Source organism: Sorangium sp. So ce590, assembly GCF_051521365.1.
GTDB lineage: Bacteria > Myxococcota_A > Polyangia > Polyangiales > Polyangiaceae > Sorangium.
Genome location: NZ_CP150346.1, coordinates 1,670,781 through 1,693,983, shown reverse-complemented (window position 1 = coordinate 1,693,983; position 23,203 = coordinate 1,670,781). Strand labels below are relative to the sequence as shown.

Annotated in this window: 18 protein-coding genes; 11 read left to right on the top strand and 7 right to left on the bottom strand. The window is 70.8% G+C overall.

The genetic code is table 11. The annotated features are described in order from the left end of the window. Window positions 1-126: 126 nt before the first annotated feature. Complete coding sequence (locus WMF28_RS06265; protein WP_437601152.1) at window positions 127-630, bottom strand: response regulator; 504 nt, start codon at window positions 628-630, stop codon at window positions 127-129. A 158-nt stretch (window positions 631-788) separates the two neighbouring features. Between WMF28_RS06265 and WMF28_RS06260 the strand changes: the two genes are divergently transcribed. From WMF28_RS06260 to WMF28_RS06225, 8 genes are all read left to right on the top strand, one after another. After that, the gene (locus WMF28_RS06260) at window positions 789-1,388 is read left to right on the top strand and encodes an NAD(P)H-dependent oxidoreductase (protein ID WP_437601151.1); all 600 of its coding nucleotides are present in this window, start codon (window positions 789-791) and stop codon (window positions 1,386-1,388) included. A 260-nt stretch (window positions 1,389-1,648) separates the two neighbouring features. Beyond that, window positions 1,649-3,682 carry an ABC transporter ATP-binding protein gene (locus WMF28_RS06255; protein WP_437601150.1) on the top strand — a complete coding sequence of 678 codons (2,034 nt, stop codon included), beginning with the start codon at window positions 1,649-1,651 and terminating at the stop codon, window positions 3,680-3,682. 75 nt (window positions 3,683-3,757) lie between these two features. Beyond that, window positions 3,758-5,437, top strand: a complete 1,680-nt coding sequence (locus WMF28_RS06250) for a glycerol-3-phosphate dehydrogenase/oxidase (protein WP_437601149.1) — start codon at window positions 3,758-3,760, stop codon at window positions 5,435-5,437. A gap of 730 nt (window positions 5,438-6,167) precedes the next feature. Continuing rightward, a complete protein-coding gene (locus tag WMF28_RS06245; protein ID WP_437601148.1) occupies window positions 6,168-6,920 on the top strand; it encodes a hypothetical protein in 753 nt (250 codons plus the stop codon). Beyond that, entirely contained in the window at window positions 6,917-7,948 is a 1,032-nt protein-coding gene (locus WMF28_RS06240; RefSeq protein ID WP_437601147.1) for a hypothetical protein, read from the top strand. Before WMF28_RS06245 ends, WMF28_RS06240 begins: the two co-directional genes overlap by 4 nt. Before the next feature lie 183 nt (window positions 7,949-8,131). Beyond that, entirely contained in the window at window positions 8,132-8,575 is a 444-nt protein-coding gene (locus WMF28_RS06235; RefSeq protein WP_437601146.1) for a response regulator, read from the top strand. A gap of 3 nt (window positions 8,576-8,578) precedes the next feature. Continuing rightward, window positions 8,579-11,422 (top strand): response regulator, encoded by a 2,844-nt coding sequence (locus tag WMF28_RS06230; protein WP_437601145.1) that lies wholly within the window; start codon window positions 8,579-8,581, stop codon window positions 11,420-11,422. 51 nt (window positions 11,423-11,473) lie between these two features. Continuing rightward, window positions 11,474-13,663: a TonB-dependent receptor plug domain-containing protein gene (locus tag WMF28_RS06225; protein ID WP_437601144.1), complete on the top strand. Its 2,190-nt coding sequence runs from the start codon at window positions 11,474-11,476 to the stop codon at window positions 13,661-13,663. Here the strand turns inward: WMF28_RS06225 and WMF28_RS06220 are convergent. The 6 genes from WMF28_RS06220 to WMF28_RS06195 form a co-directional block, all read right to left on the bottom strand. After that, complete coding sequence (locus tag WMF28_RS06220) at window positions 13,657-14,787, bottom strand: substrate-binding domain-containing protein (RefSeq protein WP_437601143.1); 1,131 nt, start codon at window positions 14,785-14,787, stop codon at window positions 13,657-13,659. The two genes, WMF28_RS06225 and WMF28_RS06220, sit on opposite strands and share 7 nt — an antisense overlap. 74 nt (window positions 14,788-14,861) lie before the next feature. After that, on the bottom strand, window positions 14,862-16,142 hold the full coding sequence (locus WMF28_RS06215; RefSeq protein ID WP_437601142.1) for an ABC transporter substrate-binding protein: 1,281 nt from the start codon (window positions 16,140-16,142) through the stop codon (window positions 14,862-14,864). A 430-nt stretch (window positions 16,143-16,572) separates the two neighbouring features. Next, the gene (locus tag WMF28_RS06210) at window positions 16,573-16,956 is read right to left on the bottom strand and encodes a response regulator (protein ID WP_437601141.1); all 384 of its coding nucleotides are present in this window, start codon (window positions 16,954-16,956) and stop codon (window positions 16,573-16,575) included. A gap of 266 nt (window positions 16,957-17,222) precedes the next feature. Further along, on the bottom strand, window positions 17,223-19,172 hold the full coding sequence (locus WMF28_RS06205; protein WP_437601140.1) for an ATP-binding protein: 1,950 nt from the start codon (window positions 19,170-19,172) through the stop codon (window positions 17,223-17,225). Window positions 19,173-19,350: 178 nt separating this feature from the next. Next, the gene (locus WMF28_RS06200; RefSeq protein ID WP_437601139.1) at window positions 19,351-20,022 is read right to left on the bottom strand and encodes a hypothetical protein; all 672 of its coding nucleotides are present in this window, start codon (window positions 20,020-20,022) and stop codon (window positions 19,351-19,353) included. After that, window positions 20,019-21,209, bottom strand: coding sequence for a hypothetical protein (locus tag WMF28_RS06195; protein ID WP_437601138.1), 1,191 nt, complete (start codon window positions 21,207-21,209; stop codon window positions 20,019-20,021). Before WMF28_RS06195 ends, WMF28_RS06200 begins: the two co-directional genes overlap by 4 nt. A gap of 238 nt (window positions 21,210-21,447) precedes the next feature. Here WMF28_RS06195 and WMF28_RS06190 point away from each other — a divergent pair, with 238 nt between their 5' ends. From WMF28_RS06190 to WMF28_RS06180, 3 genes are read left to right on the top strand one after another with little or no spacing between them, the layout of a single operon-like run. Next, a complete protein-coding gene (locus tag WMF28_RS06190) occupies window positions 21,448-21,765 on the top strand; it encodes a putative quinol monooxygenase (RefSeq protein WP_437601137.1) in 318 nt (105 codons plus the stop codon). Between the two features lies 1 nt (window position 21,766). After that, window positions 21,767-22,945, top strand: coding sequence for an iron-containing alcohol dehydrogenase (locus WMF28_RS06185; RefSeq protein ID WP_437601136.1), 1,179 nt, complete (start codon window positions 21,767-21,769; stop codon window positions 22,943-22,945). 27 nt (window positions 22,946-22,972) lie between these two features. After that, window positions 22,973-23,176: a hypothetical protein gene (locus WMF28_RS06180; protein WP_437578756.1), complete on the top strand. Its 204-nt coding sequence runs from the start codon at window positions 22,973-22,975 to the stop codon at window positions 23,174-23,176. Window positions 23,177-23,203: the final 27 nt, after the last annotated feature.

Sequence of the window (23,203 nt, the reverse complement as noted above, 5' to 3'; positions counted from 1 at the left end):
GAAAAGAACAAGAGGACGCTCGCACAGCATGGCGTGGGGACGGATCTTACCACTGCCTCGACTTCCAGGAGAGATTTCGCCGGGTATCGGCGGATCTCTCGCTCCTCCTCACTTCAGCGCGCCCCGTCAGACATAGCGCCCCACCGCATCGAGCAGCGTAACCAGATCGACAGGCTTCTTCAGGATGTCGACCGGTCCGAGCTCGGCCGCGCGCGGCGCCGCCCCCGCCGTGAGCACGACCACCGGGACATCGGCGATCGCGGGGGTGCGCAGCTGCTCTGCGCGGAACGCGTAGCCGTCCATCACCGGCATCATCAGATCGAGCACGATGAGCGCCGGCGCCGGCACATCGCGGAGCCTGGCCAGCGCCTCGGCGCCGTTCGCGGCCGTCATCACCGCGTAGCCCTCGTCCGACAGCACACCCGCGAGCGCGTCGCTGACGCCCTTGTCGTCCTCGATGACGCAGATCGTCCGCGGCCGCGCGGGGCCGCCCGCCACGACGCCTCGCCCGGCCGCGCGCGGCGCCAGCGGCGGCGCGACCGACGGATCGCCCGGCTCCACGTCGCCCTCCCGCTCGGGACCGCGCGAGGCACCCTCGCTGTCGCCCGAGCGCGATCCGTTCGTGCCCACCGAGGACCCATAAAACCTTCCGCCACAGCGCGCAATTCGAATTGCGCCGCAGCGCGCGACGTGTGCGGACGGATCGCGCGCGACGAACTACGCATGACGGGACGCGCAGCGAGCTCGTCAGAGGCGGCGAGGTGCGCTCCGGGCGCGAGGACGGCGGTATGGGCGCTGCATACCCCCCGACCGTGAACGTGGCCGTGATCTTCTATTCCCTCTACGGTGACACGGCCGCGCTCGCCGCCGCGGTCGCGGAGGGCGCCGAGCAGACCGGGGCGACCGTCCGGCTCCGACAGCTCGCCGACCTCGCGGCGCCGCAGGACCGCTGGAGGACGGGTGAGCGGATCCGTGCGGCCCGCGAGCACCTCGCCGCCGTCCCGCTGGCGCGCAGCGACGACCTCCTCTGGGCGGACGGCATCGCCTTCGGCTCGCCTGCGCGCTACGGCACGATGAGCGCCGAGCTCCGGCGCTTCCTCGACGGAGCGAGGCAGCTCTCGGGCGATCTCGCCGGCAAGGTGGCGTCTGTGTTCTGCTCGCCCTCTCCGGTCGAGGGGGCGCAGCGCGCGGCGCTCCAGGCAATGATGGTCTCCCTCCTCAATCATGGAGTCCTGATCCAGCCCCCCGCCCGCGCCGAGATGGCTCCGGCGAGCAGGACGGCGCGGCGCGACGGCCCGACTCGAGCGAGCCAGGACGAGCTCGATCTCACGCCGGCGCGCGCGCTCGGCCGCCGCCTCGCGCTGGCCAGACAACGGACGCGCGGGTAGGCGCGGAGAGCCGGCCGCGCCGCCGGTCTGGGCCGTGACCGCGTCGCCGCGATGAGCCCTGGAGTCCCGGACAACCGCGCAGCAAATCAGCAGGAGCTCACCTGCTCTCCGACACAATGCAGCGAGCGCGGCCGCGATGGGCTGTTACACCTGCGCTGATACCTCGCTACTGGTCGAAACCGATGGTCCTTCAGGCAGGGCCCGATCCCGGGCCGCCGGCGGCCACCTCAACCGTGGACAGGAAGAGAGCGCAGCGAACCATGAGCGCGCAGGCTCAGCGCAAGAACTACCACCCTCCGCCGCGACGCGAAGGCAGGAGCAGGTCATCGAGGCGTTCTCCGGCGATGGCCGCGGAGCGGAGCCGCGCGCCGAGCCGCTCGGCCGGCGCGGCGCGGCTCCGGTTCTTCCTCCGCGTGGGCGCCTATTTCAGGGGCGAGTGGGCGCGCCTCGGGGCGCTCTCCTTGCTGGTCTGCGTCTCCATCGCGATCAGCCTCCTCCAGGTGTGGCCCGTCGCCGTGATCGTCGATCTCATCTCGAGCGGGCCGCGCAACGAGGGCTTCATCCATCGCCTCCTGCTCGCGCCGCTCCCGGACAGCCTGCTCGGCCGCGTGCTCGGGCTCGCGGCGATAACGCTCGTCCTCCGCGTGGCGCAGGAGTGCGTGGGCATGGGCCGCACCCTGCTCAACTTCCGCATCGGCTACGGCGGGCTCACGCGCGTGCGCTGCGACGTGTACCGCAAGCTCCAGGCGCTCCACATCGGCTATCACCGGGCGCAGCCGCAGGGGGACGCCCTCTACCGGCTCAACCAGGACGCCGCCGGGTTCCACGGCATCCTCAACGTGGCCGTCGCGGTGCTGGGGAGCGCGCTGACCCTCGCGGTGATGATCTGCATCATGGCCTCGCGCAGCCTGACGCTCACGCTGATCGCGCTCGCCGTCGTGCCGCCGCTCCTGCTCACGAACGCGCGGTTCGGGCGCACGCTGCGCACGAAGTGCACCGAGGCGAAGGAGGTCGAGAGCCAGCTCACGACGTCCGTGCAGCGCTCGATGGCGTCGATCGGCCTCGTGCAGGCGTTCGGCCGCGAGGCGGACGAGGAGGCGCGCTTCGACACGACGCTGCGCAACAGCGTGAAGGCGTGGCTCAGGCTCCACCTGGACGAGCTCCGCCACACGCTCGCCGTGGGGTCGATCCTGGGGCTCGGCATCGCGCTGGTGCTCGGCTACGGCGGCTCCCTCGTCGTCGAGGCCCGGACGGGCGCGGGCGACTCCAGCATGACGCTGGGCGCGCTCACGGCGTTCCTCGGCTACCTGGGCATGCTCTACGACCCGCTCTGCAAGCTGACCGGCGCCGGCGCGGCGGTGCAGGGCGGCGTCGCGGGCGCGCAGCGCGTCTTCGAGGTGCTCGACCGCGATCAGGCGGTGATCGACCACCACGACGCGGCCGCGCTCCCGCCCGAGCCGCGCGTGCTCTCGCTCGACGCGGTCGGGTTCGAGTACCGCCCGGGCCACCCGGTGCTGCGCGGGGTCGACGCGACGATCCGGCCGGGCGAGATGGTCGCGTTCGTGGGCTCGGTCGGCGCCGGCAAGACGACGCTGCTCAGCCTGCTGCCGCGCTTCCACAACCCGACGCACGGCGCGCTGCGGCTCGACGGGATCGACACGCGCGCGGTCCGCGTGGCCGATCTGCGCCGTCACATCGCGCTCGTCCTCCAGGACAGCATCCTCTTGCCGACGACGATCGCGGAGAACATCGCCTACGGCCGCCCCTCCGCGGCCGACGCGGAGATCCGCGAGGCGGCCGAGATGGCGGGGGCAGCGGGCCTCATCGAGGCGCTGCCGGACGGCTACGGCACCCAGATCGCCGACGGCGGGCTGAACCTGTCGGCCGGCCAGCGGCAGCGCATCGCGATCGCGCGCGCGCTGCTGACGGACGCGCCCATCCTCGTGATCGACGAGCCGACCGACGGGCTCGACGCCGAGCACGAGCGGACCATCGGCGAGTCGCTGCGCGCGCTGAAGGGCCAGCGGACGATCGTCCTCATGAGCCACCGCCTGAGCACGATCGTCGACTGCGATCAGATCTTCGTGATGGAGCGCGGCCGCATCGTCGAGCACGGCGCGCACGAGGAGCTCCTGCGGCGGGGCGGCGTCTACACGAAGATGGCGCGGTGGCAGCACCTGCACACCGGCCACGCCATCGCGCCGAGGAGCAGCCCGCGCCGCGCCCACCCGATGCCGTCGCCCGACGCGCTGCGGGACGACGACGGCCTGTGGGCCGATGGCCTGATGGGCTGAGCCGGGGACGGCGCGGCGGAGACGTGATAGAGCTCCGGCTGCGCGCCCACCGCGCCTCACGCCGGATCGCCATCGATGCTGCGGGCCACGAACATCGACAGCTTGAGCCGCGAGACCTTCGACGTCCTCGTCCTCGGCGCCGGGATCAACGGCGCCGTCGCCGCCTCGGCCCTCGCCGCGAAGGGCGCCAGGGTCGCGCTGATCGACCGCGGCGACTTCGCCGGATTCACCAGCCAGGAGTCGTCGAACCTCGCCTGGGGCGGCATCAAGTACATGGAAAGCTTCGAGTTTCCGCTCGTACGGAAGCTCTGCAAATCGAGGAACCTCCTCCTCAGGAGCTATCCGTCGGCGGTGCGGGAGATCCGGTTCTATACCGCGCACGAGCGGGGCTTCCGCCACGGCCTCTTCAAGCTCTTCCTCGGCACCTGGCTCTACTGGATCATCGGCAGCTTCTTCACGAAGATCCCCCGCCTGCTCTCCCGCCGGGCGATGGCGCGGGAAGAGCCCATCATCAACCTGGACGGCTGCGACGGAGGATTCGAGTACTCCGACGCGTACCTCGTCGACAACGACGCGCGGTTCGTCTGGGGCTTCGTCCGCGCCGCGCTCGACCACGGCGCGCGGGCGGCCAACTACGTCGAGTCGCTCGGCGCGCGGCGCGAGGGGGACGCGTGGCTCACGCGCGCCCGCGACGTCGTGTCGGGCGAGGAGCTCACCATCCGCTCCCGCGTGCTCGTGAACGCCTGCGGGCCGTTCGTTGACGCGCACAACGGGCTCACGGGCCAGCGGACGAGCCACAGGCACATCTTCTCGAAGGGCATCCACCTCATCGTGGATCGGCTGACCCCGAGCCGGCGGGTGCTGACGTTCTTCGCGGACGACGGCCGGCTGTTCTTCGTGATCCCGATGGGCCCGAGGACGTGCATCGGCACGACCGACACCCGGGTCGAGAGCCCGCGCGCCGCGGTGACGCCCGAGGATCGGCGCTTCGTGCTCTCGAACATCAACAAGCGGCTCGCCCTGCCGCGCCCGCTCCGCGAGGCGGACATCATCGCCGAGCGCTGCGGGGTGCGCCCCCTCGCGGTCGAGGACGGCGGCGGCGGCGAGGACTGGCTGCAGCTCTCGCGCAAGCACGCCATCGAGGTGAACCGCGCGGAGGCCCACGTGAGCATCTTCGGCGGCAAGCTCACCGACTGCATCAACGTGGGCGACGAGATCTGCGCCGCCGTGCAGGAGCTCGGCGTCGCGCTGCCCCGCCCGGCGCAGCGCTGGTACGGCGAGCCGGGCGAGGAGGTTCGTCAGGAGTTCTTCCGAAGAGCGCGCGTCCTCGGCCTCGACGCGCTGACGCCGCAGGGCTCCTCCGAGGAGCTCAGCGCGCGCCTGTGGCGCCGGTATGGCGCGCAGGCGCTCGAGCTGCTCGAGGAGATCCGGAGCGACCGGAGGATGGCCGACGCGCTTGTCGAGGGGGCGGAGGACGTGCGGTGCGAGATCGCGTACGCCGCGCGGCGCGAGATGATCGTGAAGCTCGAGGACCTCCTGCGGCGGCGCACGAAGATCGCGCTCCTCGTCCGCCGCGACGAGCTCGCGAGGTCGCCCGGCCTCCGGGAGGCGAGCCGGATCCTGTTCGGGGACGACGCCGACCGGCGGCTCTTGGAGTACTTCCAGGACCACGACGGCCGCCAGCCCGCGGAGGGGACTCCTGTGTTGAACAAGCCCCCACCTGCGCTCTCCCGTCGCCAGGCGGATCCCACGTAGGCCGCCGCCGAGGAGATCCGGGCGCCGCGATCCTCCGGGACCGTGGCAGTTCGAGCGCCTGGTTCCATCCTGGCGATGGGGAGGTGGGCGCACGCACGGCCTCCACCGCCGGTGCGTGACGAGGTGAAGTGTTCGGGCATCACGTGCCCCATCGCTCCACATGTAGGTCGACGAGGCCGAACAGTTCGCGGCAATCGGGGTTGCCAGCGCCCGATTGCCCAGGGCAGGGCGCCGCCACACGCGGGCGCACAACGGGTGAGAGGGCGGCGCGTCCGAGGCGCGACATCGAGCTCAGAGACAGGTGCACGTGTCAAGCGCGCATCCGAGCACCTTTCGTAAGCGGCCACGCGGGCGCGGGCCGCGCCGGCGCGCTCTGGCGGGTGCAGCGGCCGCCCAGGTGTTGTTTCCCTCTCCAAGATCCACGTTTAGCAACGCTCGTTCGGATCACAGGGCCGCCTCCTAGGGCGCTTGACAGGGAGGGTTAGTCGTCGGCTACGCTGTCTACTACGATGGCCAGGAGGGCATGAGGCGGGTGGAAAGAACACGCAGCCGCTCCAAGCGGGGAGGTCGGTCGGCGATCGAGCGGGCCTTGGGGCACCTCGCAACTCCAGCGCGGGTCGCGCACCGTTGGATGTCGTCTTGTGCGCCGCCCAACAACCACCTGGCAGCTCCTGCTCAACCCGGGGCATTTCGTCACATCCTCGAGATTCTCGCCGCCTGGGCTCGGCGCGTGAAGGCCCGATGCCTGCCTCGCCGCGCCATCCAGCCCCGGCGCGCGCCGGCGGTCCTGCTCACGACGGCGCTGCTCGTCGGGATCTGCCTTCTGCTGCTCAGTCCGCCGACCACGGCCGGCCCTGAGGCGACGCTCTATGTCTATGCCGTGACGCCGCTCCGCGCTCGGGCGCTCGAGCAGAAGATCGAGGAGTCGATGCCCGGCGTCGACGTCACGGTGTTTGGCAAGCTGAGCGATTTCAAGACGGCGCTCGAGACGAGCCCGCCGAGCGCGGCGCTCTCGCCAAGGCCGGTCCTGACCTCGCTCAATCGGAGCGCCGACCTCCAGGGCCTGAAGGCGGGGAGCGACGCGGAACAATACCTCCTGGTCTCGACGAAATCGCTGACCCGAGACATGCTTTTATCCCTCAGGTACGGGATGATCGACCTTGTCGAACGAAAAGCGCTCCCGAAGTTCGTCGCCGGGCTCCTCGGTGTGAGCGACGCGCCGGAGGTCCGGCGCGTCACGAAGATCGAAGATCTGCTGCAGCTGCTCCAGTTTCAAACGGCGGACGCGGTGCTTCTTCCGGAGCGGTTCCGCTCCGATTTCGAGTCCAAGAGCAAGATGCAATTCACGATGCTGAGCCTCTCGACGGCCAAGGTCGGGCTCGTGGCCGTCACGTTCCTGAGCGAGCGCCAATTTGTCGAGGGCGCGATCCGGAAGCTCCCGAAACACGTACTGGCGGATCTGGGGGTGGACGAATGGAAATGAAGTCAACGCGTCCCCGCTGCTCGCGCTGGCTCCGGCGCGCCTCCGCCCTCGTGGGCCTCTCGCTGGTCCTGGGCTGCTCGTCCGGCCCGGCCCCCCAGGTCGCCAGCGATCCGGCTCCGCTGTCCGAGACGCCGCCTCCAAATGGGAAGCCCGTCATCTCCATCATCGCTCCCTCGGACGCGCAGCTCGACGACATGCTGAAGTCGCTCCGCGTCGAGCTGTCCGATGAATACCGCGTCACCATCTCCCCGCTGCACGTCGAGGAGTCGAGCCCCGAGATCGTGGGGCGGATCGTCGCGCGAGATCGCCCGCGGGCGGTGGTGCTGGTCAACAACTCGACCGTGCTCCTGTATCGCAACTGGGCACGCAGCACCCCGACGCCGCCGGTCGCGCTGATCCTGATGGCGTCCTTCGCGGAGGAGCTCCAGCGCACCGTCCCCAACTCGGTGGCGATCTCGTACGAGGTGCCGGCGGTCACGGCCATGGTGGGCCTGCGCACGCTGGGGCTCGACGTCCGCCGGGTAGGCGTCGTGTACCGCCAGGGGTTCACCAGCCACATCGCCCGACAAGAGACCCTCATGCAGGTGGAGAAGCTGACCTTCGTGAGGCAAGAGCTCTCGAACAAGCCACATGTCCAGGACCTCCGCGCCGCGCTGGTGCGCCTCCAGCGCGCCGAGGTTGACGCGATCTGGCTGCCGAACGACAATGGCCTGCTGAGCCCGACGTTCTTGACCAACGTCTGGCTCCCGTACGTGGATCGGCTCGGCGCGCCGGTGGTCGTGGCCGTGCGCTCGCTCGTGAACGAGCACGCGGAGTTCGGGACGTTCGCGGCCATCCCCGACACGCAAGCGCTCACGGTGCAGGCGGCGGATTTCCTCTACGAGCTCGCGGACGCGGACTGGAAGCTCCGGGCGTCGGATGTTCGGCTGCCCGTCTCCGTGAAGCGCCTGGTCGACGTGCGGCTCGCGCGGCGCTTCGGCCTCGATTCAAGCCAGTTCGGACAGGTCGATTTTCTCATCGGGCGGTGAACGGGTGTCGGGGAGGACTGGAGATGCCATGCAGTTGCCTTTTCAACCGCAACCAGGGCCCCGATGCGGCGGGGCGGCTCGCGCGCTGGAGCGCCCGGGCACGGGCTCGCCCCCCTCGTTACGAGGGGAGCATCGCGCACGTGGCCGGCGGTCCTGGAGGGCGCTCTTATGATCCGGGTGCTCGTGATTGACGACGACGAGATCGCCCGCGAGGCGATGTGCGCCGTCCTGGTCAGGGCTGGCTTCTGCGTCTTCGAGCTGGCGACCCCCATCGGCGCGACGTCGGTCATCAAGCGAGACGGCATCACCGTGGTGGCGCTCGACATCAACATGCCGACCATCAACGGCGACAAGCTGGCCAAGCTGCTCCGGGAGAACGCGCAGCTCGCGAACCTCGGGATCGTCCTTGTCTCCGGCTGCGAGGTCGAGCAGCTGAGCGCGCTCGGCCAGAAGGTCGGCGCCGACGGCATCGTCTCGAAATCCAGGCTGCACGCCGACCTGGCGCCGGCGATCGAGCGCGCGGCGGCCGTGCGCGGCGGGAAGTCCGGCCCGCCTTCGTCCGCGGCGTCCTCGTCCGCGACGCCCGTCCCCTCGGGCCCCCCGTCCTCGTCATGGCGCCCGCGTTGAACGATGCCTAGCCCGAACGCCCACGGCTCGCTCCGTATCAAGCTGCTGCGCCTGATCCTGGGCGCGCTGCTGCTCCTCGGCGGCACCACGCTCCTCTCGAGCGGCGCCCTCATCTATTCCACGGATCGCGAGGTCCAGACCAAGCGCGAGCAGGAGCTCCTGGGCGGCCTCGAAGAGAAGGCGCGCCTGCTCGGCTTCAACCAGGCGCTGGCGCTGCGCAGCCTGGTGGCGGACAACCTCTTCGGGGACGTCAAGGCGCTCATTTTTCAGACCGTCTCCGAGAACGGCGACATCGCCTATGGCCTGTTCCTCGACTCGGAGAACCGGGTCTGGGCGGCGAGCGGGCTGACCCTGGCGAACGAGGCGAAGGACGCGCCGAGCCTCACCGCGAAGGATCTGCAGGCCCTCGGCATCAGCACGGAGCACAAGCCCCGGGCGGCGCTGAGGCGGCGGGCGCATCCCCTGGGCGGCGTCGACGTCCTGGAGGTCACGGCGCCGGTCGTCTCGGAGGGGACCCACGCCGGGACCGTGATCTACGGCATCAGCACGAGGCACGTCGCCGAGCGGCTGGCTCAGGCCCGCGACCTCGCCGCGAGCCGGCTCGCGACCACGCTCGGGCTGATCGGGGCGCTGATCCTCGGCAGCATCGCGGCCAGCTATTTCCTCGTCAAGCGGGTGGCGGTCCACATCACCGAGCCGCTGTTGGCGCTGCGCTCGGCCGCGGGGGCCATCGCCACCGGGCTCCGCTCGAACGGGCCGCTCGCCGAGTCGACCGGCGTGGCGCGGAAGAAGTGGGAGCGCGTGCAGATCGCGAGCGGCGACGAGCTCGAGCTGCTCGGCGCGGCGTTCAACAGCATGGTCGAGGCGAACGAGCAGGCGTTCGAGGAGCTGCGCGTCAAGACCGAGCAGGCCCTCGAGGCGTCCCGGCTGAAGAGCGAGTTCCTCGCCAACATGAGCCATGAGATCCGGACGCCCATGAACGGGATCCTCGGCGTCATCCGGCTCATGCAGAACCAGGCGCTCGAAGGCAAGATGCGGCGATACGTGGAGACCGTCGACGCGTCCGCGAACACGCTGATGGCGATCATCAACGACGTCCTCGACTTCTCGAAGCTCGAGGCCGGCAAATACGTGGCGCAACACGTGTCCTACGATCTGCGCCTCGTCATCCAGGAGGTCGCGGAGCTGATGGCGAGCCAGGCGCACGAGAAGGGGCTCGAGCTCGTGTACCGCGTGGAGCGCCGCGTCCCCACCGGCGTCGTGGGCGACCCCGACCGGTTTCGCCAGGTGCTCACCAACCTGGTCGGCAACGCGATCAAGTTCACCGAGCGCGGAGAGGTGCTGATCGACGCCTCCACGCCTCCCACGCCTCAGCAGGACAAGACCTCGGCGCTGATCAAGCTCGCCGTCGTGGACACCGGCCCCGGCATCGCCCCCGACGACCAGAAGAAGCTCTTCTCCGCCTTCACGCAGGTGGACGGCTCGCTGGTCCGCAAGCACGGCGGCACCGGCCTGGGGCTGGCGATCAGCAAGCACCTGGCGGAGGCCATGGGCGGCGAGGTCGGCCTCGAGAGCACGCCGGGACAGGGCAGCCGGTTCTGGTTCACGCTCAAGGTCGGGGTCACGTCCGGGGGCGAGCAGATCCGGTCTGCCGAGTGGGCGAGCGGACGCCGCGCGCTCGTGGTGGAGATCAGCAAGAGCTGGCGCGACGTCGTCGTGGAGCACCTCGTGGCCTGGGGCTTCGACGCCCACTCCACGACCTCCGGGAGAGACGCCATCAACCAGCTGGAGCTCGGGCTGCTCGAGAATCGGCCGTTCAGCGCCGCCGTGGTCGGCGTTCAGATGCAGGATCTCGACCTCGAGGAGTTCGTCCGGACCATCCGGTCGGTGCCGACGTTGCGCAGCTTGCCCATCGTGGCGCTCTACCACATGGGGTCGAGCGTGGCGCTGAGCGGGCTCGACTCGAGCCTGGTCACGCAGCTCCCCAAGCCGCTCCGCGTGTCCGAGCTCTACAACACGCTGCAGAGCGCGCTCACCGGCGCCGCGGCCGCGCCCGTCAGCAAGCCCGGCGTGGAGCCGGGCCGGATCGCGAGCAAGCTGCCCGTGCTGGTCGTCGATGACAACGAGATCAACCGTTACGTGGCGATGGAGCAGGTGGAGCAGCTGGGCCTGCGCGTGGAGACCGCCAGCAACGGCCTGGAGGCGCTCGAGTGCGTCAAGCGAAAGCAGTATGTCGCCATCCTGATGGACTGCCAGATGCCGGTCATGGACGGGTACACCTCCACCCAGCAGATCCGTGAATGGGAGAGCGGGACGGGTCGCCACACGGTGATCATCGCGCTGACCGCGCACGCCCTGGTCGGCGAGCGGGACCGGGTGCTCGCTGCCGGGATGGACGACTACCTGGCCAAGCCGGTACGGCCTCAGTCGCTGCAGAAGACCTTGTGGCGGCACGTGATCCTGAACCGGGACGAGCCGGAGCTGACCACCACGCTCCCCGGCGCCGACAAGGATCCATCGGCCCTGCCCGTGCTCGACCCCGAGGTCCCGCGCTCGCGGAAGCTGATCCAGCTCGTCCTGAAGAACGTGCCGGGGCAGCTCGACAGCCTGGAGGCCGCCTTCCTGGAGGCGATGACGAAAGAAGTGATGGCGAGCGCGCACAAGCTGAAAGGCAGCATGCTGTCGATCGGCGCACCGCGCGTCGCCGAGCTGGCGGAGAAGATGCAGCTCGCCGCCGGCCAGGGCAATCTGCCACGGAAGGGCGACCTGGCGCGGATACGGCGGGAGTTCGATTCCGTCAGCGCCGCCCTGACGGAGGAGCTCGCCGCGACCGCCGAGGCGACCTGACGATTGCGCCGTTCTCACCATGGCCGAAGGCTCAGAACGAACCGTACCCGCATGACCCTTGTCTCGCTCGATACAAAGTGGATTGTCGCCCTGGCGATCGCCGCGATGCCGGGCGTCGCGTGGGCTCAGCCGACGGCCGCGCCAGCGCCGGGAGCGCCGAAGGCCACGGGGAAAGAGCAGCGGAACGACGCGCTCGAGGGCGTCGACCTGCTGCGGTTGCTCGCCGTCGAGGTCTCCACGGCCACCAAGACGCGGGAGACCCTGGACGACGCGCCTGCCATCGTGACGGCGATCACCGCGGAGGAGATCCGGCGCTGGGGCTACAAGAGCGTCGGCGAGGCGCTCCAGCACGTCGTCGGGTTTTACCTGGCGGACGACCACATCCTGCCCAACGCCGGCGTGCAGGGGATGACGGGCGGGCTCGGGGCGGAGAGCGGTGGAATCAAGGTGATGATCGACGGCCGCTCGGTCGCGTTCCGGACCACCAGCGGCAACTGGCTGGGAACGGAGCTGATCCCGCTCTCGGCCATCAAGCAGATCGAGGTCGTGCGCGGCCCGGCGTCGGCGCTCTACGGTGCGGACGCGTTCCTCGGCGTCGTCAACATCATCACCCTGTCGCCCGAGGACATCCCCTTCGCCGACGGCACGGTGCACGCCGGCGTGACGAAGGACCACCCGAGCGGCCGCCTCGACGTGCTCGGAGGATGGAGCGATGGCCGCTTCGACATGATGTTGATGGCCGCGGGGGAGCTCGACGACCGAAGCGGTCTGGAGATGCCCCGCCAGTCTCCGGCCCCCCGCGTCCCGACGTACAATACGGGGCGCGTGGACGCCCAGAACCTCGAGCGCCTGTCGGGGGTCATCGGCTCGCGCATCGCGTTCCGCGATCCGGACCGCGGTCACCACCTCGTGCTCAGCGCCACCTGGTCCGGCTTCCGGCGCGGCGGCGATTTCGCGCAATGGGCGCAGCTCACCGGCGGAACGGACGCCTTCGGGCGGCCTGCCGGCACCGTGGTCAGCCTGCATCAACGTCGCGTGGCGGTCGATGGACAGCTCCAGCTGAACCGAGAGCTCGCGCTCGCCGTGCAGGGCACGTACTTCCAGGGCGGCGTCCTCCCGGGGGACCGCGTGGATGTCGCCGGCGGCTGGTACTACATCGAACGGCGCATGGCCTATCGCGGCGTGGACGCGAACGTCGAGCTCCGGTGGGTCCCGTGGGACCGGTTCAACGTGATCTTGAACCTGGAGTCCGTCTATGACGACGAGGACCTGCCGTCCTTCCGCCGGGTCAGCAAGATCACGGGCGAGGCGTTTGGCTCGCCGGAGCGGGAGCAGCTCTCGGTCGAGCTTGTCGACGTCGGGGCGCTGCTCAGCGCCAACCTCAAGGTGCTGGATCCCTGGCTGAAGCTGACGGGGGGATTCCGCTACGATCACCACAGCAAATACGGCAATCAGCTGACCGGTCGCTTCGGGGCGACCTCGCACCTGGGGAAGACGGTCGTGGCCAAGCTGCTGTACGGCAGCGCCTTCAAGGCGCCGTCCCCCTATCTGCTCTATGCCGAGCCCCTCGTCCCGGGCGACGTGATCGGGAACGTGGACCTCAAGCCTCAATTCATCCACACCGTGGACGCCGAGGTGACGTGGAGGCCGGCCGCCTGGGCCTCGGCGAGCACGGGGGTGTCCTACAGCCGATTGAACGACAAGGCAGAGTTCGTCCCGCGGGGCATCAATCAAACGGCCGAGAACGTCGCCAGCCAGACGTCGCTGATCTGGGCGACGCGCGCCGAGCTGCGGCACGGCGACGCGCTCGGCGGCTACGGGTCGTTCGAGACCGTCCACTCGACCCGGGACTCCGGCCAGGTGGGCTACCAGGCGGAGCTGGTCGGTCCGGCGATGGTCGCCTACCCGAGCTGGATCGCCCGGGTCGGGGCCTACGTGAAGCTGCCGTCGCCGAGCTCCGTGCCGCTGGAGCTCTCGACGCAAGGGATCGTCGTCGGGCCCCGGCGCGCCGCGGACGCGAGCATCCTGGAGAAAGGCGGCAGCTTCGACCTGCCGCCGTATCTCGGGTGGAACGCCAGCCTGGTGGCGCGCAACCTGTGGGTCATCCCGGGTCACGAGACGACCGTGGCGTTGCGCGCCAAGAACCTCCTTGGCGCCACCGGGCCGGACCCCGGGTTCTCGGGGTTCGAGTACCCGCTTTCGCCGCGCGAGCTGTTCCTCGAGCTACGGCACCGCTACTGACTCGCGCCGATCGAGTCGAGGAAGGCGTTGTACTGGTCGACCTTGTTCCACCGGACCACGTCGAGGCCGACGTTGAGCCGGCTGTCATCGGACATCTGCGGGGCGAGGCTCGCCTGGGTCGCTTCGAGGCCGATGGTCTTGATGCCGTAGAGGATGTAGGGCACGAGATACCCGGCGTAGTACTGGCGCTGGGTGTGCGTCGCCTCGATGAGCCCCCGGCGCATGTACTCGACGGTCTTCGGATCGAAGTCGAAGGCGACGACGGGGAGCTCCGGCGCGCCCGCGGCCTCCGTGGCCATGGCGCACCGGTACGAGATGTCATGCAGGCCGAGCAACCCCACGACGGGCGGGTCCGCCGTCTTGATCTGGGCTTTCATCCATTCGATGTCACCGACCTCCCCAGCCGGGCCCCAGGCGATTTGACGCACCACGACCGTGTAGTCGGCGTCCTCGAGGACGCCCCGAGCCCCCAGCATTCGGTTCAATCCGTCGACCCAGGACGGGTCGGCGTTGCCGTGGATCACCACCGTGCCCGGCGCCGAGGGCAGCAACGCGAGCAGGGTCTGCCCTGCCGTGACGCCGGCCGACTCGCTGATGGTTCCGACATAGAGCGAACGCGTCGAGTCCTTCGCGTCGGTGTCGAGCGTCACCACAGCAGCCCCGTCGGCGACGGCCGCATCGATGTCGGCACCGATGGCGTCGCCGAAGGGCGAGACACCGATCCCTTCGGCTCCGTCCGCCACCGCCTGTTGAATCTGCTCCCCCTGGGCCTCCGCCCTCTGCTGCTGATCGCTCCCCTGTCCACTGGGCCCGACCACGTTGCCCGTGACCCCGAGCTCGCCCATGGCTCGGTTCGCCCCCGTGGTGATCGGCGTGAAGAACCCGCCGAGGGCCTTCAGCAGCACCGCCATCTGCATCGGCTCGATGGATCCCTTGTTGATCTCGGCGATGAGGTTGTCGAGCGTCGCCTCGATCTCCTTCGCGGTGAACTCGTTCTCGGGAAGCGGCGCTCGCTTGATGAGTGAGGCTCGCTCGCCCGCGCCGGTGGTGCCGCTCGTCCCGCATGCCGCCGTCGTCAGCGTGAGCCCAAAGGCCGCCATCCAGCGTCTTCGAATCAACTTCATGAGCCCCCCCTTCAAGTCAGTGGTTCGTTCGGTCGTGCGCGGGTTGATCACGTGAACTCGAGTTCACGGCGAGATCATGGCCCGGCGAGGCACCTGACGGCGATGGGGGCGAGATCGACGAAGGCGTCGCCGTTCACGGTCCATCTTTGCATGAATGAATGCCTGTTCGCCCCGTATCCGTCGAAGCCGTATTCGGCGGCTGCGCCGACGTATCGGAGACGGACCCCCGCGCGGAGCTTGGCCATCGCCGCGCCCAGATCCCGCCACGAGGCCGCTTCGTTGTCGGGGCTGTTGAGCTCACGAATGATCTTCTGCAGCTCATGTCCGGAGGAAGGGATCGTCCCGCTCTTCGCGTGGGCGTACGTGAGCCCCATCGCGATGAGGACGACCCCGTCGTAATAGAAGTGCGCTGCGGGCAGCGGGGCCTCGCCGCCCCACCGGCTGGAGAAGTGTCCGATGAAGGCGTCGGCGTTCCCTTTCTCACAGTCGACCGACGCCTCGGCCCCGTCCGTCGTGCGGCACTCGCTCCGCAGGCTCAGCGAAGGCGAGACCCCGAAGTATCCGTCGAGAGAGCCCGCAGGGATGTTGGAGAGGAGCACCTCGGTGCGCAGCGCCGGGCCGAGGAGCCAGGTGCCCGGGCGGCCGGAGACGGTCCACTCGGTCACGATGGTCGAGCCGGTGGCGGGATACGCGGCCAGGAGCGTGCGGCCGGCGCGCGCGCCGAAGGCGGTCTCGATCTTCGTCGTGTACGACGGCCGTCCCGACATGAACGTCACCGAGGGGAGGATCCTCCCGCCGAGCGAGGCGAAGCTGGTCGTGAACTCGCTGCTGACGCTGGCGTTGTAGTCGTCCGTCGCGGCCAGGCTGTTCACCGTGCTGATCCCCTCGCGAACGGCGATGAGCGCCAGCGCGCAGCCGACGTCGAACGCGGAAGGGGCGAGCCGCATCCAGCCCCCCCTCGCCTCGCTGCGCGCGACCGTGGGCGCGGCGTACCCCGGCAGCATCTGAAACGCGTCGAGCCACTTCACGTCCGGCGTGATGCGACGGGCGATCTCGTTCTCTTCGGGCCCTACGAAGTAGGCGACCCGATCCGTATAGAGCAGCTCCCACAGCTGATCGAGCCCGCGCTCCGAGCTCGAGTGGCTGTCTCGGCTCCGCAGGTCGAACGGCCTCCCGTCGATCCCCCCCGCGGCGTTCAGGTCGTCGATCGCGAGCAACATCGCTTGCTCGAGGTTGCGGCCGATGGCCGACTCGCTGCCGGAGAAGGGCAGGAGCGCCCCGATGACGACCGCATTCTCGGGGTGATCGGGCTCCGTCGGCGCGCAGGAGGCCGAGAGCAGGGACGCGAGTCCCACGAGCAGCCCGGTCTCCCTACAGCGCGACCGTCGTCGGCGAGCCGCGGGGCCCATGCCGGTTCGAGGGGAGCGATCCGACGCGGCAGGCATCCGAAGGTACATGCTTGAAGTGAAGATACGCCATCACATCGACGATCGATCTGTCAAGGGCGCATGAGCTCAAGCAACGAGTCTTGGAGCGAAGACTCGCGCCATCGTGCAATACGGAACACAACGGCCGATACCGGTTCTCAGGGATCGCGATTTTTGTCCGTGGATCGCGGTCTTCAGGCCGAGAGGTGAGACATGCGCGAGGCCAGGAGGGCCCCCGGAGCACGGGGGCAACCATGGCGCCGGGCGGGCGGGGTGAGCTTCAGGAGGGGATGCCGTCGTCCCCCGGCCGCCGGCTCGGGCCAGCCAGCTCGCCGGCGCGGCGACCACGCCGCCCGGCTCACCGCCCCGGCGCGCCGCAGATGCGGTGGACCAGATCGAGCAAGGGCTCGATCTGGAGCGGCTTCTTCAGGAGCCCCGCGACGCGGAGCCGCGACGCCTCCTGCTCGGCCCGCACATCGGCGGACACGATCACCACCGGGACTGACGAGAGCGTCGGGTCGCGCTGGAGCTCGGCGCGCAGCTGCCACCCATCCATGATCGGCATCATCAGATCGAGCAGGATCAGCGCGGGCAGCGGGTCCTTGCGCAGCATCGCGAGCGCCTCGGCGCCGTCCGACGCCTCGTCGACGTCGTAGCCCTCGAACACGAGGAGCTGCGACAGGATGCTCCTGATGTCCAGATCGTCCTCGACGACCAGGATGCGGCCCGTTTTCTCGGTCATGCTCGAACCTCACCACTGGACCGCGCCGCGCGGCACGCTTCCGCTTCGCTGCTCCACCGAGCAGCCCAGCTGCGGCCCTGCCCGGTCGAGCGTTCATGGGGCCCATGAGGCACCTTGAGCGCGCGCAACCGCCGCCGCAAGCGGACGGCCCCACGGCGTGGCGCGCAGATCGCAGAAGTCACAGAAGCGCGCCCGGCGCGCGGCCCCGCCCTCCTGCCCTCCTCTCTTCGTCGGAGGCCTCTCCCGTCGAGGACGGCGCGCCGCGCCTACTGGGCGGCCTCCTCGGGCATCTCGTCGTCGGCCTCGCCCGGGGCGCCGCCGCGCTCCTCGCCCGCCCGCGCGCGCCACGCGGGCAGGAGCACGCGGAAGCACGCGCCCTGGCCGACCTCACTCTCCACCCCGAGCTCGCCCCGGAAGCGCGTCACGATGCCGTGGCAGATCGCCAGCCCGAGCCCCGTCCCCTCCCCGATCGGCTTCGTCGTGAAGAACGGGTCGAAGATGCGGCTCCGGAGCTCGGGCGCGATCCCGGGCCCGGTGTCGCTCACCTCGATGCGCACGCGGCCGGGCGGCGCGGGGGCGGTCGTGATCCGGATCTCGTTCTCCGCCTCCTTCCCGTCCGGCAGCGCCTGCGCGGCGTTCACGAGCAGGTTCAGGATGACCTGGCCGAGCTGCGCCTCGTTCGCGTGGACGGGCGGCACCGCGCCGAGCTCCAGGACGAGCCGCGCCTTGCTCTGTATCTGCTGCTGCGCCATCCGCAGCACGAGCTGGATCACGCGGTCGACCTCGACCGGGCCGAGCTCGCCGTCGTCGGCGCGCGAGAACGTCTTCAGGCCGCCCACGATGTGCCGGACGCGCGAGCCGCCCTCCGCGGCCTCGTCGAGCGCCGAGAGGAGCGCGTCGAGGCGCGCGGCGGCGCCCTTGGCGCGGAGCTCCTTGCGCGCGAAATCGACGTTCGCGACCATGTACGCGAGGGGGTTGTTGATCTCGTGCGCCACCCCGGCCGCGAGCGTGCCGAGCGAGGCCATGCGATCGGCGAGCAGGAGCCGCGTCTCGATCTGCCGGCGCTCGGTGACGTCGGACACGGCCCCGAGCATCCGGTACGCCTTGCCGCACACGTCGCGCAGGACGATACCCCGGTCGTGGACGTCGGCGTAGCTGCCGTCCGCGAGCAGGCACCGGTACCAGAGCTCGAACGTGCTCTCGCCCCCTTCCATCGCGCGGCGCAGCCCGTTCATCACGCGGTCGCGATCGTCGGGGTGGACCCGCTCGAACCACCACGCCGCGTCCTCCTCGATGTCGGCGCCGCCCGTGCCGTAGAAGCTCCGCATGCGCTCGCTCCCTGTGACGCGCCCCGACGAGAGGTCCCAGTCCCAGAAGGCGTCGCTCGTCGCGCGCACGACGAGCCGCATGCGCTCCTCGCTCGTGCGGAGCGCGTCCTCGGCGGCCCTGCGCACCGTCATGTCCACGACGACGCCGACGCCGCGATCGCGGGCCCCCTCGACCAGGGCGGGGGCGACGAGCACGGGCAGCCGCCGCCCGTCGCGGGCGAGGAACTCCTTCTCGAACGGCGGGCAGATGCCGTGCTTCAGGACCTCCGAGAGCGCGCGCTGGTCGGCGGCGCGGAGCTCGGGCGGCGTGATCGCCACCCAGCTCAGGCGGCCCGCCTCGACTTCCTCGCGCGCGTGGCCGATCATGCCGAGGAACGCGTCGTTCGCGTCGAGGATGCTCCCCGCCGCGTCCCACACGAAGAGGCCGATCACCTCCGTGAACACGTCGCGGAAGGAGCGCGCGGCGCGCTCGAGCAGCGCGCGCTCCGCCGGCGCCCGGTCGGCCGCGCGCGCGGACGACCGCCGCCCCCACCACACCGCCGCGTCGAGCTGGATCGAGATCGACGGCTCGGTCGCCGCCGCCACGACCGTCGCGCCCGCCTCGAGCAGGGCCGTGGCCGCGCCCGCGCTCCCGGTGACGGCGACCACGGCCACGCGATCGCCGCCCGGCGCCGCGCGCAGCCGGCGGCAGAGCGCGAGCGCCTCGTCGAGCGGCCCCTCGGCCCCGAGCACGGCCACGTCGAACGGCTGGGTCGCCAGGAGATCCAGGCCCGCCTCGATGTCCCGGGCCCGGGCCGCGACGTAGCCGCGCGCCGCCGCGAGCGCCTGCGCCGCGCCCGCGGAGCCGCCTGGGAAGATCAGGATCCTGGGCTGCTGTGCTCCCGCCACCGGCGCAACATCCCGCGCGCGGCGCGCAGACGCAATACCGGCGCAGCGCGCTCCTGCTCCCCCCTGCTCCCTCACCTCCCCCCTGCTCCCTCGCCTCCCCCCTGCTCCCTCGCCTCCCCCCTGCTCCTTCGCCTCCCCTCACCCCTCTTTCCTCCCCCGCCTCACTCTCCTCCGTGCGTCACCCGACCCCGGTCCTCCGGTCGTCGAACCATTGGCATGCGTTTGCAAACCCCGCGCGCTGAGACGACTTCTTGTAACAGAGGAAATAAAGCCTTCCGCCCTGAACACCGCATTCGGTGCGGTCTTTCCAGCAGGCGAGGAGCTCCGGATCCACGGCCGGGTTGCTCGCGATCGTCATTCCCTCCTCGAGCTCCGGCATGTCGCCGGGGCAGCCCACCGGGCCGGAGGTCATCGGGACCCCCACCGTGTTCGACTCGATGCCCGTGTTGAAGATCGCCTCGGCCACCCGGCGCGCGGCGGCGGCGCGGTCCGGACCGCAGAGAGAGAGGATATCGAGGCTCGCGCGATCGACCTGAACGAGGACGAAATTGCGCCCCTCGGTGACGGTGAGCCCGAGCCCGCCCGCGGTGTACTCGTGACGGAGCAGGTCGGGCGTGTCGTCCGTGGCTTCGTGGAGCGCGTGGCGCGCCCCCACCGCCTCGCTGTGCGGGTTGAGCTCGCTCCGGAAGATGGAGTCGCACCAGTACAGCGAATCGGCGCGTGCCTGGGCCGGCACCTCGTCGAACCGCCCGACCGGCGTGAAGCCGTCCGGGGCCACGCGCGCCACGGCCGAGAGCCACGCCGCGACCCTGGCGCCGACCTCCTGCGTGAGACATTCCTGCGCGTTCATCGCCCACCTCCAGAACGTCCGTATCTCGCCACGATCTTCTCGACGCGGTAACCGTCGTTCGGCGCCGAGCTGAACCAGATGAGCCCCCAGAAGACGCCCAGGATCGGCTCCACGCTGTCGAACACCCCGGCGCCCCCCGCGTAGTACCGCGTCACGCCGCCGTGCGTGAACTCGAGGAGGGCCTCGTACCGGTTGAGCCCCGGGCTGAGCGACCCGTCGGGGAGGCGCGTATGGGAGGCGGGATAGGTCCTCCCCTCCTCGACCGGGCCGTCGATGAGCGCCGCGCGCCACACGCGGCCGCCCTCGACCTTCGCCACATCGAGCCCCGCCCACGGCTGCTCCTCCAGATCGGCCGACAGGGTCCTGCGCCCGCCGTCCACGTTGGGATCGCCCCAGACCACGAGGATGCGCGTCCGCCCGGGGATCCCGAGCTGGCGCAGCATCCCGCGGAGGAGGCGGACGATCGCCTGGCACTCGCCCGTCTCCTCCACGTAATCGGTCATCGCCCAGGCCCCGCCCTGGTCGTTCAGGTACGTCGGGTGGTGGTACTCCCGGGGCACCCTGGGGCTCGGCAGGAGCGTGTAGGTCGGGAACCTGGCCATGATCCCGTAGACGATCTCGTGGGGGTCGAGGGTGTTGAGCGGCGAGATCCAGGAGACCGCCCTGTCCATCCGCTTCAAGGTCACCCCGTCTTCCTGCCAGACGTCCTGTCGGTCGGTCTGCGGCCTGCCCATCGTGACATAAACGACGTTCGAGGTCCGGCCGGGCGACAGCGTGGCTCCACCGCCCGCCGACCAGCTCAGGTTGAGGTCGAATTTCTGGATCCTCCTCCCGATCTTCCGCGCGGACGAGAGCTCGAGCGGCGCGGGGCTGGCGGCGACGCCCCGGCTCTCGAAGGTGAGCCCCGCCGGCCCGACGCCGCGGATCTCGACCGGCGCCGCGCCGGGCGCGCCGCCGCTCGACGACAGCCCGAGCCGGATGACGACGCTCCGGCCCATCGAGATCGACAGAGGGACGGCGCGCTCCGGCGTCCACTCGGGCCGGGGGCACGGGTCGCCCGCGTTCCTCCAGCGAGTCTCCCCCGCGCAGCCTTTCAGGAGACCGTGATCGGACACGAACTCGATGGATTTCAGCGCGATGGACTGCGCAGCATCGGGCTGCGGGGTCTCCGTGGTCGGATCCGCCATATCGACCTTCCTCGCTCACGGCGTTCATGGACTCGACACCTGCCGGGCCACCCGCCGATTCACGGGGATCGTAACGCCGGAGCCGGCCGGGCCAAGTCGGGAGTCGACCCAGGGGGCGAAGGCGCTCGGCCGACGGCGCGCCGTCGGCAAGCCCGCGCGCCGGTAGACCCGGAGGCCCGCGCGCCCGCGCGTCACGAGCCGGGTTCCTGCGGCAGCGCACCCGAGCTAGATTGCGCGCATGCCCAACAGCCTGTTCATCGTGCACGTCCATGTGCACGTCAGACCCGAGCTCACCGACGCCTTCCGCCAGGCGACGCTCGAGAACGCGCGCGCGAGCGTCAAGGAGCCGGGGATCGCCCGGTTCGACGTCGTCCAGGACATCGAGGATCCCGCGCGCTTCGTGCTCGTCGAGATCTACAGGACCCAGGAGGCGCCGGCCGCGCACAAGGAAACGGAGCATTACAAGCGGTGGCGGGACACCGTCGCGGAGATGATGGCCGAGCCGCGGACCAGCCGGAAATACGTCAATCTCTTCCCTGACGACGGGGGGGTTTGACATGGCGTCTCCGGCCAACCCGCTCGCCTTCGAGCTCGCCACCGCGACGCGCATCGTCTTCGGCGCGGGCAAGCTCGCCGAGGTGCCCGCGGCCGTGCGGGCCCTCGGCGGGACGCGGGCGCTCGTCGTCACCGGGCAGCGCCCCGGCCGCGCCGCGCCGCTGCTCGCCGCGCTCGCCGAGGCGAAGATCGGCGCCGTGACCTTCGCCGTCGCGGGCGAGCCCACCGTGGAGATCGCCCGCGAGGGCACGTCGAGGGCCGCGGCCGAGCGGTGCGACGTCGTCGTGGCCCTGGGCGGCGGCAGCGCGCTCGACGCCGGCAAGGCGATCGCCGCGCTCCTCGCGAACGGCGGCGACCCGCTCGACTACCTCGAGGTCATCGGCCAGGGGAAAGCGCTTTCCAAACCGGCCGTGCCGTTCGTGGCGATCCCGACGACGGCGGGCACCGGCTCGGAGGTGACGCGCAACGCGGTGCTCGCGTCCCGGGAGGCCGGCGTGAAGGCGAGCCTGCGCAGCCCGCACATGCTGCCGCGCCTCGCGGTGATCGACCCCGATCTGCTCGCGGGCGCGCCGCCCGAGGTGCTCGCGTCGAGCGGGCTCGACGCGCTCTCGCAGCTCATCGAGCCGTTCCTGTCGAGCCGCAGCAACCCGATCACGGACGGGCTCGCGCGCGAGGGCATCCGCCGCTCGGCGCGCTCGCTGCGCCGCGCGGTCCTCGAGGGCCCCGACGCGCCGGCCCGGGACGACCTCGCCGTGGCCAGCCTGCTCGGCGGCCTGTGCCTGGCGAACGCCGGCCTCGGGGCGGTCCACGGCTTCGCCGCGCCGGTGGGCGGCACGTTCGACGCGCCCCACGGCGCCGTGTGCGCCGCGCTCCTGCCGGCCGTCCTCGAGGTGAACCTGCGGGCGCTGCGCGCGCGCGCCCCGGATCACCCCGCGCTGCCGCGCCTGGATGAGCTCGCGGCGCTCGTCACGGGGCGCGCCGGGGCCGGCGCCGAGGAGGGGATCGCGTGGGTGCGCGAGCTCTGCCGCGACCTCGCGATCCCGGGGCTCCGGCGCTACGGCGTGAGCGAGGCGGACCTCCCGGCGCTTGTCGTCAAGGCCAGGGCGGCGAGCAGCATGAAGGCGAACCCGCTGCCGCTCACCGACGAGGAGCTGACCGACATCGCCGCGGCGTCCTTGTGACGGCGGCGCCGGTGGTATCATCCCGAGGTGGCAAGCCCCTACCGCACGAGGCCGTCCTCCTCGCCTGCCCGGCCGACCGATGAGAGGCGGCTCGGCGTGGCGACCGTGGCCTTCGGCCTCGCCTGCGGCGTGATGGGGCTGTCGCTCGCCGACGAGGGTCGGGCAGAGTGCGCGCTGCTCACGGGCCTCGGCGGCTTCGCCCTGCTCCTCCAGCGCGAGGGCGCTCGCTAGCCTCCCCCTCCCCATCCCCGACGACCG